Source organism: Nocardioides ginsengisegetis, assembly GCF_014138045.1.
Classification (GTDB): domain Bacteria; phylum Actinomycetota; class Actinomycetes; order Propionibacteriales; family Nocardioidaceae; genus Nocardioides; species Nocardioides ginsengisegetis.
This window is the reverse complement of record NZ_JACGXA010000001.1, coordinates 2,154,330-2,168,869: the sequence shown is the minus strand read 5'-3', so window position 1 is coordinate 2,168,869 and position 14,540 is coordinate 2,154,330. Positions and strand designations below refer to the sequence as shown.

At 69.9% G+C, this 14,540-nt stretch carries 15 protein-coding genes; 8 read left to right on the top strand and 7 right to left on the bottom strand.

Annotation, left to right across the window (positions count from 1 at the left end; all coding sequences use genetic code 11):
• Positions 1-136 precede the first annotated feature (136 nt).
• The 3 genes from FB382_RS10440 to sepH all read right to left on the bottom strand — a co-directional run bounded on the left by FB382_RS10440 (position 137) and on the right by sepH (position 5,640).
• Positions 137-2,230 carry an AAA family ATPase gene (locus FB382_RS10440; protein ID WP_182538937.1) on the bottom strand — a complete coding sequence of 698 codons (2,094 nt, stop codon included), beginning with the start codon at positions 2,228-2,230 and terminating at the stop codon, positions 137-139.
• A gap of 386 nt (positions 2,231-2,616) precedes the next feature.
• Entirely contained in the window at positions 2,617-4,623 is a 2,007-nt protein-coding gene (locus tag FB382_RS10435; RefSeq protein ID WP_182538935.1) for an SDR family oxidoreductase, read from the bottom strand.
• A 69-nt stretch (positions 4,624-4,692) separates the two neighbouring features.
• A complete protein-coding gene (gene sepH, locus FB382_RS10430) occupies positions 4,693-5,640 on the bottom strand; it encodes a septation protein SepH (RefSeq protein ID WP_246377147.1) in 948 nt (315 codons plus the stop codon).
• Positions 5,641-5,770: 130 nt separating this feature from the next.
• Between sepH and FB382_RS10425 the strand changes: the two genes are divergently transcribed.
• Positions 5,771-6,412 carry a trimeric intracellular cation channel family protein gene (locus FB382_RS10425; RefSeq protein WP_260430682.1) on the top strand — a complete coding sequence of 214 codons (642 nt, stop codon included), beginning with the start codon at positions 5,771-5,773 and terminating at the stop codon, positions 6,410-6,412.
• Positions 6,413-6,419: 7 nt separating this feature from the next.
• Here the strand turns inward: FB382_RS10425 and FB382_RS10420 are convergent, their stop codons facing one another.
• Together FB382_RS10420 and FB382_RS10415 are read right to left on the bottom strand one after the other, a co-directional pair.
• The gene (locus FB382_RS10420) at positions 6,420-7,724 is read right to left on the bottom strand and encodes a D-arabinono-1,4-lactone oxidase (protein WP_182538931.1); all 1,305 of its coding nucleotides are present in this window, start codon (positions 7,722-7,724) and stop codon (positions 6,420-6,422) included.
• 9 nt (positions 7,725-7,733) lie between these two features.
• Positions 7,734-8,918 carry an MFS transporter gene (locus tag FB382_RS10415; protein ID WP_182538929.1) on the bottom strand — a complete coding sequence of 395 codons (1,185 nt, stop codon included), beginning with the start codon at positions 8,916-8,918 and terminating at the stop codon, positions 7,734-7,736.
• A 43-nt stretch (positions 8,919-8,961) separates the two neighbouring features.
• Between FB382_RS10415 and FB382_RS10410 the strand changes: the two genes are divergently transcribed.
• The 3 genes from FB382_RS10410 to FB382_RS10400 all read left to right on the top strand — a co-directional run bounded on the left by FB382_RS10410 (position 8,962) and on the right by FB382_RS10400 (position 11,393).
• Complete coding sequence (locus FB382_RS10410; protein WP_182538927.1) at positions 8,962-10,059, top strand: ferrochelatase; 1,098 nt, start codon at positions 8,962-8,964, stop codon at positions 10,057-10,059.
• Positions 10,056-10,901: an inositol monophosphatase family protein gene (locus FB382_RS10405; protein ID WP_182538925.1), complete on the top strand. Its 846-nt coding sequence runs from the start codon at positions 10,056-10,058 to the stop codon at positions 10,899-10,901. Before FB382_RS10410 ends, FB382_RS10405 begins: the two co-directional genes overlap by 4 nt.
• A gap of 201 nt (positions 10,902-11,102) precedes the next feature.
• Entirely contained in the window at positions 11,103-11,393 is a 291-nt protein-coding gene (locus FB382_RS10400; RefSeq protein WP_125036386.1) for a DUF4193 domain-containing protein, read from the top strand.
• 79 nt (positions 11,394-11,472) lie between these two features.
• Here the strand turns inward: FB382_RS10400 and FB382_RS10395 are convergent, their stop codons facing one another.
• Both FB382_RS10395 and FB382_RS10390 read right to left on the bottom strand, forming a co-directional pair.
• On the bottom strand, positions 11,473-11,790 hold the full coding sequence (locus FB382_RS10395) for a DUF4235 domain-containing protein (protein WP_182538923.1): 318 nt from the start codon (positions 11,788-11,790) through the stop codon (positions 11,473-11,475).
• A 9-nt stretch (positions 11,791-11,799) separates the two neighbouring features.
• Positions 11,800-12,261 carry a DUF3093 family protein gene (locus FB382_RS10390; RefSeq protein WP_182538921.1) on the bottom strand — a complete coding sequence of 154 codons (462 nt, stop codon included), beginning with the start codon at positions 12,259-12,261 and terminating at the stop codon, positions 11,800-11,802.
• A gap of 37 nt (positions 12,262-12,298) precedes the next feature.
• Between FB382_RS10390 and dut the strand changes: the two genes are divergently transcribed.
• The 4 genes from dut to FB382_RS10370 are packed head-to-tail and all read left to right on the top strand — an operon-like array spanning position 12,299 to position 14,529.
• Positions 12,299-12,763, top strand: a complete 465-nt coding sequence (gene dut, locus FB382_RS10385) for a dUTP diphosphatase (RefSeq protein ID WP_425490077.1) — start codon at positions 12,299-12,301, stop codon at positions 12,761-12,763.
• Between the two features lie 31 nt (positions 12,764-12,794).
• A complete protein-coding gene (locus FB382_RS10380) occupies positions 12,795-13,442 on the top strand; it encodes a DUF3710 domain-containing protein (RefSeq protein WP_260430680.1) in 648 nt (215 codons plus the stop codon).
• A gap of 2 nt (positions 13,443-13,444) precedes the next feature.
• Entirely contained in the window at positions 13,445-13,807 is a 363-nt protein-coding gene (locus FB382_RS10375; RefSeq protein ID WP_125036384.1) for an OB-fold nucleic acid binding domain-containing protein, read from the top strand.
• Positions 13,804-14,529: a DUF3159 domain-containing protein gene (locus FB382_RS10370; protein WP_182538919.1), complete on the top strand. Its 726-nt coding sequence runs from the start codon at positions 13,804-13,806 to the stop codon at positions 14,527-14,529. The genes FB382_RS10375 and FB382_RS10370 overlap by 4 nt, the downstream gene beginning before the upstream one ends.
• Positions 14,530-14,540: the final 11 nt, after the last annotated feature.

The window sequence follows — 14,540 nt, the reverse complement described above, 5'->3', positions numbered from 1 at the left end:
GGACCCCGAAGCAGGCGGGGGGCCTGCATCGCAACCCACGGGGCCCGGGACGCGCGAGATTCCCCATCGCCGCCGGCTTACCAAACCCTCCCCGCGGAGGCTGCGATTTCGTTGCTTCCGCAAGTCAAGAGGCGGATCACGCGGTAAGGATGCGTTCAAGGACGTCCGACATGCCGGATGGTTGGACATCATGTTCGACCATCTTGTCGAGGATGACGTTGGCGAGTGCCTCATACTTCACCCCGTTAACGTGTATCTCCGCGAACCTGTGCAGTATGAGGCGTCCCGGAAATCGAGACCACCAGGTCCCGTCTTCCAGCGACACATTCAAGTCCCGGGTGATCTCAGCCACTCGCGCCTCGATCTCGTCAACATCCAGTCGGGCCGCTAGCGTCGTCAGGCGCTCAACCGACGCACGAATCGAAGGCTGAAGCGCGTGCGCAATCGAGGTAGCGTCTCTCGGCGCACCAATATTAAGTTCGCGTCTGAACTCGTCGTTGATGGCAGTCTGCACTTGCTCAAGGACCAACCGATCGACTATCAGTCGCGCGCATTCCTTAAGTGCCACCGAAACATCCTCGTGTGACGAAAATACCTCTCGTCCAGTCAGGGAAACTACGGCCAATCTGATACTTTCGGCATCGAGCAGATAATTCTCGATATGATATACGTCCCAGGCGAACTCTTGTGCCCCGGACTCTTGGGTGGGCGAAGGCCCACTGTCCCGGTCGACGATGGCGAAGAATCGGTTGGTAATTCCTGTCTTCTCGACCGCTTCGGCTAAGACGCGGTAAAGGTCACGTACGCGTCGCTTGGGTCCTCCACTCACAAGATTGACACGTTTCGCGACATCAGGGAAGAGTCGTCGCACCATGTTGACGTCAAATTCGGACGGACTCTCGCCCTCTAGGATCACTACTTTCGCATGAGGACGATACGACGCCAGATCTCCAACTAGGTCTATGGCGGCCCGCTCCACATCATCGTCTAGAACGACTTCCGCCGCCTGGTTCTCCAAACCGCCTGTCGACGCGGATGATGAAACCATGTGATAAACGCGGTAGTTTCCGTTCCCTACAGTTTGTCGAAGTAGGGTGTCCGAGTGCGTGACAAGCCACAATTGGTTGCCCTGGGCCCTGCCCAGATGGTCATGGTAGAAGTCGGTAAAACCCTGCAGGAGACTCGGGTTCAGGTGCAGTTCTGGTTCGTCTAAAAGTACGATGGAATGCTTTGGAGTTGCGTTTCGCAATCGAAGGTAGCCGTAGAGGATTTCCTTTTCCCCAGAGCTCAGGTCATCGATGTCATGTGTATGCCCGTTAGGCAGGCGAACGGGGAACTCCAGACCGCCACCGGCTACCGGACGAACGCCGAGATACTCCTTATCGGGGAAGAACGTCTGAAACAGCTGCTTCAGCGTCTCATTTAGGTCTTCTCGGTTTGGGTCTTCGGTCCCTCCTGCGGCTTCGATCAAGTTATGCACATATGCAGAAGCCAGTTCGGTCTTGACGTTCTGATACTTGCCCTGCGAGTTGTACAGCGTCTGCTGGCGCCGCTGGTCGGCAAACTGGCGCGTATCAAGAGTGATGCCGCCGACCTGCTGCCTCGAGTAGGTCCGCGATGCGCTGTGATATTCGATAATCCCAAGGTTTTCTGGCCGATAGGACTGGAATGCGACCTCAGCAGGGCGACAATCGCTGAGGCGCAGCATTCCGTCGGTCTCGATCTCGGCTGCAAGAGTGATCGTATCGTGACTTAAAGCCGCCTCGACATCTTGCTTTATGGAGGCCAACTGGACTTCGAGCTGTGCTCGATACTGTTGCAAGACGCTCGCAACGGCCATCCGATTGAAAGACCATGGATCCATTCGCTGACCAGTTACCCGCTGCCACGCCAGTGGCCATGCTAAATCACTGATGTTATCCAGTAGGTACTTCTTCTCGCTCGGAGCGAAGGCCATTTCTGCGCGTATGAGCATTGGCTCCGCCGGGTTGCGGAAGAGTTGCTGCATTGCCTGGCGATCTTGAACGTTGACAGCAAACTCGCCAAACCACTGCATGTGCTCGTCGGCTTGATAGCCACCATAGAGGCTTTTCAGGAGCCGGATACCATCAAAGACGCAGGACTTCCCGCAACCATTCGGTCCGGCAATCATGATGAAGTCAGTTAGGTCCGAGACGAAGAATCTTTCGATCGCACGGAGGTTTCGAACCTCGAGTTCCAGAAATCGCATGTAACCCCCCGGGAACGGCCGTCTTTCGGCGGAGTCTAGTTGTCGACGAATGCTGTTGTAGCAGAACTCGCTGGGGGCTATCAGCAACTTGCGACGTTGAGAGTGTTGGTCTGACCGGGTGGGTCGTGTTCGTAGTTCGGGACGATGTGGTCGGAGTTTGCGGCGGCCCGAGCCACCCCGGGTGTTGCGGCCGGATTGACTGCGTCAGGGGAAGACGCAGTCGCGTCGCGGAGCCGGACGTGTTCGGCGACACGGTCGGGGATCGGTGATTGCTTCGATCTTGCGGATCGCTCCGAGGGCGCCGACCCGTCGCAAGCCGCCCTCCTCCGCTTCGCTCCTCCGGTGCGTTTGCGACGGGTCGGCTTCCATTCACTGGCTCGCTGCGCTCACCAGTGAATGCCCTTGAAGACCTTCGCGAGCATGATCTGCTCCGACTCCCGTGTGCCGCCGGAGACGTCGCCCTTGGCGGCGGCCGAGTCGGGGAACACGTGGTAGGCCATGTTGAGGACCCGGAAGGCGAGCTTGGGGGCGACGGTGTGGGCGATCGCGCCGGCGTTGCCGAGCATGGTGTTGATCTCGTGGGGACGCTCGACCATCGCCTTGATGACCAGGTCGGCCGCCTGTGCGGGCGAGATCGTGGGGAACTTGTCGTAGATCTTGGTCGGCGCGATCATCGGCGTCCGCACGAGCGGCATGTGGATGCCGGTGAAGGTGATCCCGTCGCCGACGAGCTCGGAGGCGACGACGTTGCTCCACGAGTCGAGCGCCGACTTGGAGGCGACGTACGCCGAGAAGCGCGGCGGGTTGGTCTGGACGCCGATGGAGCTGATGTTCACGACGTGGCCGCGCTTCTGCTCGCGCATCGTCGGCAGCAGGCCCATCACGAGGCGGATCGCGCCGAAGTAGTTGAGCTGCATGGTGCGCTCGAAGTCGTGGAAGCGGTCGTGCGAGAGCTTCAGGGACCGGCGGATGGAGCGACCGGCGTTGTTGACCACGAAGTCGACCGAGGGCAGCTCGGCGGTGATCTGCTCGCACAGCGCGTCGATCGCCTCGAGGTCGGACAGGTCGCAGGGGAAGACGTGGGCCTGGCCGCCGCGCAGCTCGATCAGCGACTTGGTGTCCTCCAGCTTGTCCTTGCCGCGGGCCACGAGCACCGGGATGCCGCCCGCTTGGGCGACCTTCAGCGCGGTGACCTGGCCGATGCCGGACGAGGCGCCGGTGATGACGACGTACTTGCCGGCGAGCGCGGCCCGGATGGTGGAGTCGCGGCCGGTGGACTCGTCGAGGTTCTCCTCCCAGTAGCCCCACAGGGTCCGGGCGTAGGACTCCAGGTCGGGCACACCGATGCCGGAGCCGGCCAGCGCCTTCTCGGTGCGGCGGGAGTCGAAGACGGCGGAGAAGTTGACGTGGCCCAGGACCTCGGCAGGCACACCGATGCGGCCGGTGACCTGGTCGAGCGCCGACTGGACGAGGCCGTTGCGGACCAGGCCGGAGACGATCGAGGAGGGGCGCAGGGCACGGGGGACGAGCGAGAACGGCAGCGCGCGGGTGAGGCGGCGGTCGACGGGCGTCGCGAACTGCGGGGCACCCGCGGCCGCGCAGAACGCGTTGATCATCTCCACGACCGGCTGCGGCTCCGGGTTGACCAGGTGGAAGGCCTCGCCGTCGTGGCCGGGCACGTGGGCCAGGTGGTCCATCGCCTTGGCGACGTAGTCGACGGGCACCACGTTGGTGTCGCCGAGGTCGACGCCGACCAGCGGCAGCCAGGCCGGCAGGTTGTCGCGCATGAGCTTCATGAGCGGGAAGAAGTAGTAGGGGCCGTCGACCTTGTCCATGGCCCCGGTCTGCGAGTCGCCGACCACGATCGCGGGCCGGTAGACGCGCCACGGCACGGTGGCCTCGTCGCGGACGATCTTCTCCGACTCGTACTTCGTGCGGTGGTACGGCGAGGGGAGGTGCTGGCCCTCCTCGAACATCGTCTCGTCGAAGGTGCCGTGGTACTCGCCCGCCGCGGCGACCGAGGAGACCTGGTGGAAACAGCCGGCCTTCAGGGCGTCGGCGAGCTCCAGGGCGTTGCGGGTGCCGCCGACGTTCATCGTCTGGTTGGTGGCGTCGTCCGCGGTCATGTCGTAGATCGCGGCGAGGTGGAAGAAGTGGTCGATCGAGCCGGCGTGCTCGGTGACCCACTTCTTGGCGACGCCGAGCCCGGACTCGGAGAGGTCGCCGGTGACCGGGGTCACCCGGTCGGAGCCCCAGCGCTTGATGAGCTTCTGCATGCGTGGCAGCGAGCCCTCGCGCACCAGGACGAAGATCTCGCCCTCGCGGTGGTCGATGAGCTCCTGGACGAGGTGTCGGCCGATGAATCCGGTGGCGCCGGTGACGAAGTACGACATGGCACGCGAGACTACCCGTAAGTAACCTCCGGCGTCAGGGCCCAAACTGTGACGGCGTACGTCACACGGTCAGTCGTTCTTGCCGCCGCCGAACATGATCTCGTCCCAGCTCGGGACCGACGCGCGGCCCCGGCTCTTCTTGACCGGACGGCGGCTCGGGGGCTCCTCGTCGGCGGGCTGCGCCGGCTCGGGCTCCGGCTCGTGCTCGTCGAGGGCGGCCGCGTCGGCGGCCTCCTCGGCGAGCTCGGCCTGCTCCTCGACGACCTCCTGCGGCAGGTCGTCGGCCGGGGGCTCCTCGGTGAGGAACGCCTCGAGCGGCGTGTCGCTGACCAGGTCGATCGCGTCGTCGCCCAGGGGCAGCTCGTCCTCGGGGACCGAGGTGAGCCGGCGCTGCCGGGCCTGGCGGAGGTCGTCGCGCGGGGTCGGGGCCGCGACGCTCGGGACCTCGCCGAGCAGCCAGCGGGCGTCCTCGTTCTCGGCCGTGACGTAGTTGCCCGGGGCGTCGAAGGTGAAGTGTCCCGAGCCCTTGCGCTTGCTGGTGGCGTACTCGCCGGTCAGCGCCCAGCGGCCGTCCTCGCGCCGCCAGGCGTCCCACTCGACGCTGGCGGGGTCGACGTTGATGGAGCGCAGGTGGTGGGCCACGACGTCGCCGAGCGTGCGCGCGCCGCCCGCCGAGTCGGCGTTCTTGCGCCGCACCGAGGAGCGCTGGGCGCGGTCGGCGACGTGCTGGCGCTCGGCCAGCACGGGCGCGGCGAACGCCATGATCTTGTCGACCGTCGTGTGCGCGGCCTCGGCGACCGCGTCCGGGGTCTCGCCGGCGCGGATCCGCGCCTGGATGTCACGGGGGCGAAGGGTGCTGTCCATCTCAATCTCCAACTTGCCGGTGCGACCGTGATCACCGCGTAGGGCGGACCGGAGACGGGTGTCGATGTCGAGGGTGAACTCGACCCCCTCCTCGTTGACCAGGAGCAGGCGCTTCCCGTCGTCGCTCACTCCAGCGAGCGTCAGGTGCGCCATGGGTGTCGGGCTCCGTATCGGGTCGGTGCGGGGTCTCCGCGTCTTCGGTGCGCCGAGCCTACGCCAGCGACCCCGCTCCGTCGGGTTGCCTTGCCGGGTCGGGAGCGGCGGCCGACGCTAGCCTCGTCACGTGTCTGCCCCGATCAACGAACCCGCCGCCACCCTGGTCGTCCTCGACCTGGCCGGCATCTTCGTCTTCGCCATCTCCGGCGCGCTCGTGGCGGTCCGCAAGGAGCTCGATGTGTTCGGCGTCCTCGTGCTGGCCGGTACGACGGGCCTCGGCGGCGGCTTCCTGCGTGACGTGCTGATCGGGGCGACCCCGCCGGCGGCCCTGGCCGACTGGCGCTACCTGCTCGTGCCGGTGGGTGCCGGGCTGCTGACGTTCTGGTTCCACCCCGCCCTGGGCCGGATGGAGCGCAGCGTCAACGTCCTGGACGCCTTCGGGCTGGGGCTCTTCTGCGTGACCGGGGCCCTCAAGGCGCTCGACTACGGGCTCGGCCCGGTGCCCGCGGCCCTGATGGGCATGGTGACCGGGATCGGCGGCGGCATGGTCCGCGACGTCCTGGCGGGGCGCGTGCCGACGATCTTCCGGGGTGAGCTCTACGCCACCCCCGCCCTCGCCGGGGCCTTCCTCGCCGTCCTGGGCGACCATCTCGACGCGCCGCTGTTCGTCACGGCCGCGGTCGGCGGTGGCCTGTGCACCGTGTGGCGACTGCTCGCCATCTGGCGGCACTGGCAGGCCCCGGTGCCGACGGGGTCCGCCAGCGTGTGAGCGTCGCTCAGTCGCCGAGAACCTTGCGGAGGTGGCCGTTGGCGAAGACCCGGTCGGGGTCGAGCCGGTCGCGCAGGGCGAGGAAGTCGGCGAACCGCGGGTAGGCCGGAGCGAGGTCCGCGGCGGTGCGGGTGTGCACCTTGCCCCAGTGGGGGCGGCCGTCGACGTCGCGCATGATCGCCTCCACCCCCGCGAAGTACGCCGTGTGGTCGGCGTCCCGGTGGGTGTGGAACGCCAGGTAGAGGGAGTCCCGGCCGTAGGCGGTGGACAGCGGCACGTCCTCAGCCGGGGCGACCCGGATCTCGACGGGGAAGCTGATCCGCCACGGCGAGGCCTCCACCGCGCGGCGTACCTCCCGCAGGGCGTCGAGGCCGGCCTCGCGCGGCAGGGCGTACTCCATCTCGCGGAAGACCACGTCCCGCCGGGCGGTGAACACACGGTGCGCCACGTCGCTGTAGGTGCGCGCCGACAGCACCCGCGACGAGACCTGGTTGACCCGCGGGATCGCCGCCGGCACCCGGTTGGTGGCCCGGCACAGGGCGCCGAAGAAGGTGTTGGACAGGAAGTCGTCGTCCAGCCAGGACCGCCAGCGGGGGAGCGGCCGCGCCTCGCCCGGGTCGGCGTCGAGCCGGTCGTTGCGCTTGGTGAGCATCCGGTCGGTGTGCGGGAACCAGTACATGTCGACGTGGTGGCTGCCGGCCACCATCTCGTCGAAGGTGGCCAGCGCCTCGTCCCAGCCCATCGGCTGCTCGTGCGCCTCGAGCAGGAACAGCGGCTCCACGCGGAACGTCACCGTCGTCAGGATGCCCAGCGCCCCGAGGCCGACCCGGGCGACGTCGAGGACGTCGGGATTCTCGGTCGGCGTGGCCCGCAGCACCTCGCCCGTGCCGGTGACCATCTCGAGGCCCGCGACCTGCGCGGCCAGCCCGGCGGCGACCCCGCCGGTGCCGTGGGTGCCGGTCGAGATGGCGCCGGCGAGCGTCTGCTCGGCGATGTCGCCCATGTTGTGCAGGCTCAGCCCGAGCCGCTCCAGCCCGGCGTTGAGGACCTTGAGCGGGGTGCCTGCCAGCGCCGTCACGGTCATCGTGTCCCGGTCGACGGCGACGATGCCGGTGAGGGCGGTGGGGGAGAGCAGCGTGTGCTCGGGCGCCGCGATCGAGGTGAAGCTGTGCCCGGTGCCGGCCATCTTGACCGTTGTCCCGTTGGCCCGCGCCTTCTCGACCAGGGCCACGATCTCCGCGGTGTCACGCGGCTCCTCGACCACCACGGGCGTCGCCGACTCCAGCCCCGACCAGTTGCGCCACTCGCTCACGTCGCCAGCCTAGGTCGGGGGCCGGTCGCGCGGCAGCGTCTGCGCGGCCAGCGCGCCGACGAGTCCGGCCGCGACGCAGACGAGGTACGCCGCGGAGGCGCCGTGCGCATCGATCACCAGGCCCGCGACGGTCGCCCCGGGCGCCACGCCGGCGACCAGGCCGGTCTGCAGGATCGCCATCCCCTCGGTCAGCCGGCCGGACGGCACGGTGCCCTCCGTGAGCGACAGCGAGGCGATCAGGGTCGGGGCGATGGCGAAGCCGCCGACGAGCAGGACCACGCCCATCAGCCAGATCGTCCCGACGAAGTGCAGCGGCACCATCGCGGCGAGCATGCCGACCGCACCCCAGCGGACCCGGATCGTGGGGCCGCGTCGCCAGGACACGGCGCCGCTGAGCAGCCCCGCGACCATGCTGCCGAGCGCCCACAGGGCGAGCAGGCCGCCCGCCCAGCCGGGGCTTCCCTGCTCGGCCGAGAACGCCACGGTGGTCACCTCCGCCGCCCCGAAGAGCACGCCGAGCGAGGCCGCCACGACGGTGAGCGGGGCGACGGTGGCCCACGGCATCGGCGGTCGCGGTCCGCTGGTCTCGTGGTGCGGGTGGGCCGGCGGCTCGGTGGCGCGCTGCGCGCAGAAGGCCAGCGTCCCGCCCACGCAGGCGACGACGGCCACGGCGAGCCCGGCCGCGGGATCCCATGCGGTGGCCAGGACCGTGATGACGATCGGCCCCACCATGAAGACCACCTCGTCGGCGACCGCCTCGATCGCGAAGGCCGTCTGCACCTCGCGCGGGTCGTCCAGGGCGTGCGACCACCGGGCGCGGACGCACGACCCGACCTGGGGCAGGGTGCCGCCGGCCGTCGCGGCGAAGAGGAAGGAGGCGGCAGTCGGCCAGTCGGCCCGCACCGAGACGACGAGCAGCACCATGGTGACGCCGAAGGCCGCGGCCGCCACCGACAGGACCCGGGCCTGTCCGAGGCGGTCCACCATCCGGCCCTGGAGGATCGCCAGCACCGCGTTGGTGAGCATGTAGGCCGCGGAGACGGCACCGGCGACGCCGTAGGAGCCGGTGGCCGTGGAGATCAGCAGGACGATGCCCAGGCCCACCATCGAGATCGGCAGCCGCGCCACCAGCCCGGTGGCGCTGAACAGCAGCGTGCCGGGCCGCGTGAGCACCCGGCGGTAGGACGTGAGCACCGGGCGACTCTAGGCGTGCGGACCCCCTCCCTACGATGGGGCCATGCCGACGCCCGACCCCGCCCAGCCCTGGGCGCCGTACGACGCCCTCCTGCTCGTCTCGTTCGGTGGACCGGAGGGCCCCGACGACGTGGTGCCGTTCCTGGAGAACGTCACCCGCGGCCGCGGCATCCCCCGGGAGCGGCTGGAGCAGGTCGGGGAGCACTACTTCCAGTTCGGCGGCCGCTCGCCGATCAACGACCAGAACCGCGAGTTCATCGCCGCGCTGCGCGACGACCTGTCCGCCGCGGGCATCGACGTGCCCATCTACTGGGGCAACCGCAACTGGGACCCCTACCTCGCCGACACGCTGCGCCAGATGGCCGCCGACGGCATCACGCGCGCGGCCTGCTTCGTCACGAGCGCCTACTCCTCCTACTCCAGCTGCCGCCAGTACCGCGAGAACCTCGCCGACGCCGTGGCCGACGTGGAGGGCGCGCCGCAGCTCGACAAGCTGCGCCACTACTTCAACCACCCCGGCTTCGTGGAGTCCGTGGTCGACGCGACCCTGGCCGCGCTGGCCGACCTCCCGGCGGCCGTCCGCGAGGGCGCCCACCTCGCCTTCGTCACCCACTCCGTGCCCGAGACGATGGACGAGGCGAGCGGCCCCGACGGTGGCGCCTACACCGCCCAGCACCTCAGCGTCGCCGAGGAGGTCGTCGAGCGGGTCCGCCAGGAGACCGGTCGCCGCCACCAGCACGAGCTCGTCTTCTGCTCGCGCTCCGGCGCCCCCCACGTCCCGTGGCTCGAGCCGGACGTCAACGACCACCTGCGCGAGCTGCACGACCTCGGCACGTCCGCCGTGGTGATGGTGCCGATCGGCTTCGTCTCCGACCACATGGAGGTCATCTACGACCTCGACACCGAGGCGATGGCCACCGCCGAGAAGCTCGGCCTGCCCGCCACCCGGGCGGCGACGGCGGGCATCGACCCGCGGTTCGTCGCGGTCGTCCGCGACCTGCTCCTCGAGCGGGCCGCCGTCGAGCGCGGTGCGGAGGTGTCGCGCCGGGCGGTCGGCAGCATGCCGGCACTCTGGGACCGCTGCCCGGTGGGCTGTTGCGCCAACCCGCGCGGTGAACGCCCGGCCCTGTGCGGCTCATGACGTCCGGGCCGGCGGACCTCGACGCGGCGGACCTGGCCCGGATCGCCCTGGAGGTCGCCCGGGAGGCGGCCGCCCTGGTCCGGGGCCGCAAGGCCGGCGGCGTCACGGTCGCCGACACCAAGACCAGCGTCGTCGACGTCGTGACCGAGGCCGACCGTGCCAGCGAGGAGCTGATCCGCCGCCGCCTGCTCGAGCACCGTCCCGACGACGCGATCCTCGGCGAGGAGGGCAGCGACCGCCCGGGCACCACCGGTGTCCGCTGGGTCGTCGACCCGATCGACGGGACCGTGAACTTCCTCTACGGCATCCCGCAGTACGCCGTCTCGATCGCCGCCGAGCTGACCACCCCCGACGGGGTCGAGGTCGTGGCCGGAGTCGTGCTCAACGCCGCCACCGGCACCGAGTACGTCGCCCACATCCGCCCCGACGGGTCCGCCACCGCGACCCGGGACGGCGCGGCGATCGGCGTACGGGGTCCGGCGCCGCTGGCCCAGCGCCTGGTCGGGACCGGCTTCTCCTACGACGCCGGGCTGCGCGAGATCCAGGCCCGCGCCCTGGTCGACCTGCTGCCGCGGATCCGCGACATCCGCCGGCTGGGCGCCTGCGCCCTCGACCTGTGCGGGGTCGCCGAGGGCAGCCTCGACGGCTACGTCGAGGAGGGTGTCAACCTCTGGGACCACGCCGCCGGCGGGCTGGTCGCCAGGGCCGCGGGGGCCACCACGGAGCTCACCACGGGCGCCGGTGGTCGAGACCTGCTGCTGTGTGCTCCGACACACGGCTTCGAGGAGTTCCGGGAGGCCGTCCGCACAGCGGGGTTCCTCGCCCGCTCAAGGGTCAAATGACCCCGGAACTCCCACGAATCCGCGGGCGTTGTGGGGGAATAGCCGGACACCACCAGATGTTCATGCGTCGCACGGCGAGACCGGCGTGCACACATCCCTCCGGATGGTGCACAATCTGGCGCCGACGCGAGGACAACGGTCGTACACATGGCCAGCCACACGGCAGCCACATGGGATGCAGGGTTTTGAGGGGAGTGACGGATGGCGACTGACTACGACGCACCGCGCAAGAACGAGGACGAGCAGTCCGAGGAGAGCATCGAGGAGCTCAAGGCACGTCGCCACGACAAGAACTCCGGCAAGGTCGACGAGGACGAGGCGGAGGCCGCCGAGTCGTTCGAGCTGCCGGGTGCCGACCTGTCGCACGAGGAGCTCGCCGTCGAGGTGAAGCCCAAGCAGGACGACGAGTTCACGTGCATGAGCTGCTTCCTGGTGCACCACCGTTCGCAGCTGGCGGATGCCAAGAAGATGATCTGCAAGGACTGCGCCTGAGCGCAGGCCGCACGGACCGACAGCAAAGGCCGCAACCCCTCGGGGTTGCGGCCTTTCGCGTTGCTGGAGCGTGGGTGGGTCAGCTGGTGGGGGCCGGGGCCTTCGAGGCGTCCTGGCCGTCCTTCTGGAGGTCGGGCGGCAGGTGGCCGGTGGACTTCGCGTAGTACTCCGCGGCCCGGCGGGTGGCCAGCATGCGGGCCAGCGCGATGAACGTGCCGCTCACGCTCGCCCACGCCACGGCCTCCCACAGGGCCACGTCGGGGTCGGCCGGGTTGGCGGGAGGGTTCTTGCCCGTCGCCGCCCTCCAGCCGGTGTTGAGGGTCTTCTTCGCGACGGCGGCGGCGCCGAGCGCCGCACCGAGGGAGAAGACGGACCAGACCTTCGAGCCAGATGCCATGGGACGACCTTACCCAGCCGTGGGCCGGGCATTCAGGGCGGCGGCCAGCTCCTCGGGGTGGCGGGTGCTGACCAGCCAGTACGGCGTGGGGTCGGCCGGGTCGCTGATCGCGACCTTGACGGCGCGCTTGAGGTAGGGCCGCAGCAGCAGGAACGCCCGCGCGTCGGCCTCGCGGCCGGCGGTCCGCCGGGTCGCGTCGGCGTCGAGGGCCTCGGCCGCACCCAGGTGGGCGGCCTCGATCCGGGCCCGACCGGCGGTGAGCACGCCGTCACGGACGCTCACCCGGGCGCTGCCGTAGGAGAGGAACACCCCGGCGAGCAGGGCCATCGCGACCGCGGTCACGGCCCAGGCGACGCTGCCGGGCAGGGCCACGACGACCGCCAGCCACAGGGTGGCGACCAGCATCGTGCCCTGGACCCACCAGCGCAGGGGCACGCCGAGGCGCTCGTCGTACTCCGGCCGTGACTCCACGGGGAGAAGACTTCCATGACCGGTAGGGTCACCCGCCGTGACCCCCGACTTGCCCCACCTGACCGTGGACGTCGTCCGCCTCGACACCGACCTGCCGCTGCCGTCGTACGCCCACCCCGGCGACGCCGGGGCCGACCTGCTGACGACCGTCGACGTGACGCTGGCGCCGGGGGAGCGGGCCATGGTCCCCACCGGGATCGCGCTGGCGCTGCCCGACGGGTACGTCGCCCTCGTGCACCCGCGCTCCGGCCTCGCGGCCCGGCACGGCCTGTCGATCGTCAACACGCCCGGCACCATCGACGCGGGCTACCGCGGCGAGGTGAAGGTGATGCTGATCAACCACGACCCGCGCGAGCCGATCGAGCTGCGACGGGGCGACCGGATCGCCCAGCTGGTCATCCAGCGCTTCGAGCGGGCGCGCTTCGTCGAGGTGGGGGAACTCCCCGACTCGGCGCGTGGCGACGGGGGTTACGGTTCTACCGGAGGGTTCGGTCGGTCGTGACCACCCTGCGCCCGCCAACCGAGGAGTCGTCGTGAAGTTCCGCCGAAAGTCCACCGAGCCCGCCCCGGGCGAGGCCGTCGAGACCGCGGGGGCGAGCGACGCCGTCGCCGAGCCGGCGGTGGCGGCGACGGGTCCCTTCGACGCCGACGACCTGCCCCAGGACGGCGTCCAGCGCGTCGACCTCGGCTCACTCCTCATCGAGCCCCAGCCGGGCCGCGAGCTGCGTCTCCAGGTCGACGAGTCGACCGGGGAGGTCCAGTCGGTGGTGCTGGCCGGCGCCGACGGCGCCCTCGAGCTGCGCGCGTTCGCCGCCCCCCGCCACGGCGACCTGTGGGGCGAGGTGCGCCCGCAGATCGCCGCCGACATGGCCCAGCACGGCGGCATCGCCAGCGAGCGCGAGGGCCGCTTCGGCACCGAGCTCGTCTGCCAGATGACCGTGCAGCGCGGCGACGGCACCACCGGCACCCAGCCCTCGCGGATCATCGGCATCAACGGGTCGCGCTGGATGCTGCGCGCCACCCTGCTCGGCCGCCCGGCGATGGACCTCGAGGGGTCCGGCGACTGGGAGGACACCATCGAGAAGGTCGCGGTCCGCCGCGGCAACGGGGCGATGCCCGTCGGCGACGTCCTGCCCGTCGCCCTCCCCGACGACGCACGCCGGCTCGATCCGAACGCCTGACCATGGGCGAGAAGAGCCGCCTGCGGCGGAACCTCAGCAAGTGGGCCAACAGCACCGACCAGCACGCGCGTGACCTGCGCAAGACCTACGGCGAGTCCGGGCTGGCCACGATCGCCGAGGCCCCGGACCGCGAGCGGGTCCGCGTGCGCGGCACCATCCGCACGGTCACCCTGCGGCCCCGCGGCGGTGTCCCCGCGCTCGAGGCCGAGCTGTACGACGGCTCCGGGGTGATCACGGTCGTGTGGCTGGGTCGGCGCCAGATCGCCGGCATCACCCCCGGTCGGGCCATGGAGATCCAGGGCCGGATCGGCGCCCACGAGGGCGTCCGGATCATGTACAACCCGCGTTACGAGCTCATGCCGTGACCGATCCCGCACCCCGGTCGTCGGAGCAGGCGCCCGCCCAGGCCTCCGTCGAGACCGTCGAGTCCGTCGTCCGCGCCCAGCTCGCCAAGGCACTCGGCGGCCGCCGCGGCATGGTCGAGGCCGCCGTGCCGACCATCCTGTTCACCCTGATGTGGCTCACCACCCGCGAGCTCAACCTCGCCCTGGGCGTGAGCGTCGCGGCCGCACTGGTCATGCTCGCGGTCCGGCTGGTCCAGCGCTCGACGGTCCAGTTCGTCGTCAACGCCCTCGTCGGCATCGGCATCGGCTGGCTGTTCGTCTCGATGTCGGCGCACCGCGGCGGCAGCGCCGACGACCAGGCGCTGGCCTACTTCCTGCCGGGGATCATCTACAACACGGCGTACACCGTGGTGCTGGCGACGACCTGCCTGATCCGCTGGCCGATCATCGGCTTCATGGTCGGCAGCGTCACCGGCGACCCCACCGCCTGGCACAAGGACCGCCAGGTCGTGCGGCTGTGCACGCTACTCACGTGGTTCCTCGTCCTGCCGTGCCTGCTGCGCGTCCTCGTCCAGGGCCCGCTCTGGCTGGCCGGCTCCCACGGCGCCATGGACGCCGACGCGGCCGTCGCCGCCCTCGGCGTCCTCAAGGTCGTGCTCGGCTGGCCGCTCCAGCTCGCCGCCCTCGCCGGCATGGCGTGGGTGCTCGGTCGCAACCACACGCCGGTGGAGTCGGCTGTCTGACCCGCCCGGTG

Excerpts from the sequence above, each read along its gene's own strand:
- FB382_RS10440 (WP_182538937.1), bottom strand. The coding sequence starts at position 2,230 with ATGCGATTTCTGGAACTCGAGGTTCGAAACCTCCGTGCGATCGAAAGA.
- FB382_RS10435 (WP_182538935.1), bottom strand. The coding sequence starts at position 4,623 with ATGTCGTACTTCGTCACCGGCGCCACCGGATTCATCGGCCGACACCTC.
- sepH (WP_246377147.1), bottom strand. The coding sequence starts at position 5,640 with ATGGCGCACCTGACGCTCGCTGGAGTGAGCGACGACGGGAAGCGCCTG.
- FB382_RS10410 (WP_182538927.1), top strand. The coding sequence starts at position 8,962 with ATGCCGACGCCCGACCCCGCCCAGCCCTGGGCGCCGTACGACGCCCTC.
- FB382_RS10405 (WP_182538925.1), top strand. The coding sequence starts at position 10,056 with ATGACGTCCGGGCCGGCGGACCTCGACGCGGCGGACCTGGCCCGGATC.
- FB382_RS10400 (WP_125036386.1), top strand. The coding sequence starts at position 11,103 with ATGGCGACTGACTACGACGCACCGCGCAAGAACGAGGACGAGCAGTCC.
- FB382_RS10395 (WP_182538923.1), bottom strand. The coding sequence starts at position 11,790 with ATGGCATCTGGCTCGAAGGTCTGGTCCGTCTTCTCCCTCGGTGCGGCG.
- FB382_RS10375 (WP_125036384.1), top strand. The coding sequence starts at position 13,445 with ATGGGCGAGAAGAGCCGCCTGCGGCGGAACCTCAGCAAGTGGGCCAAC.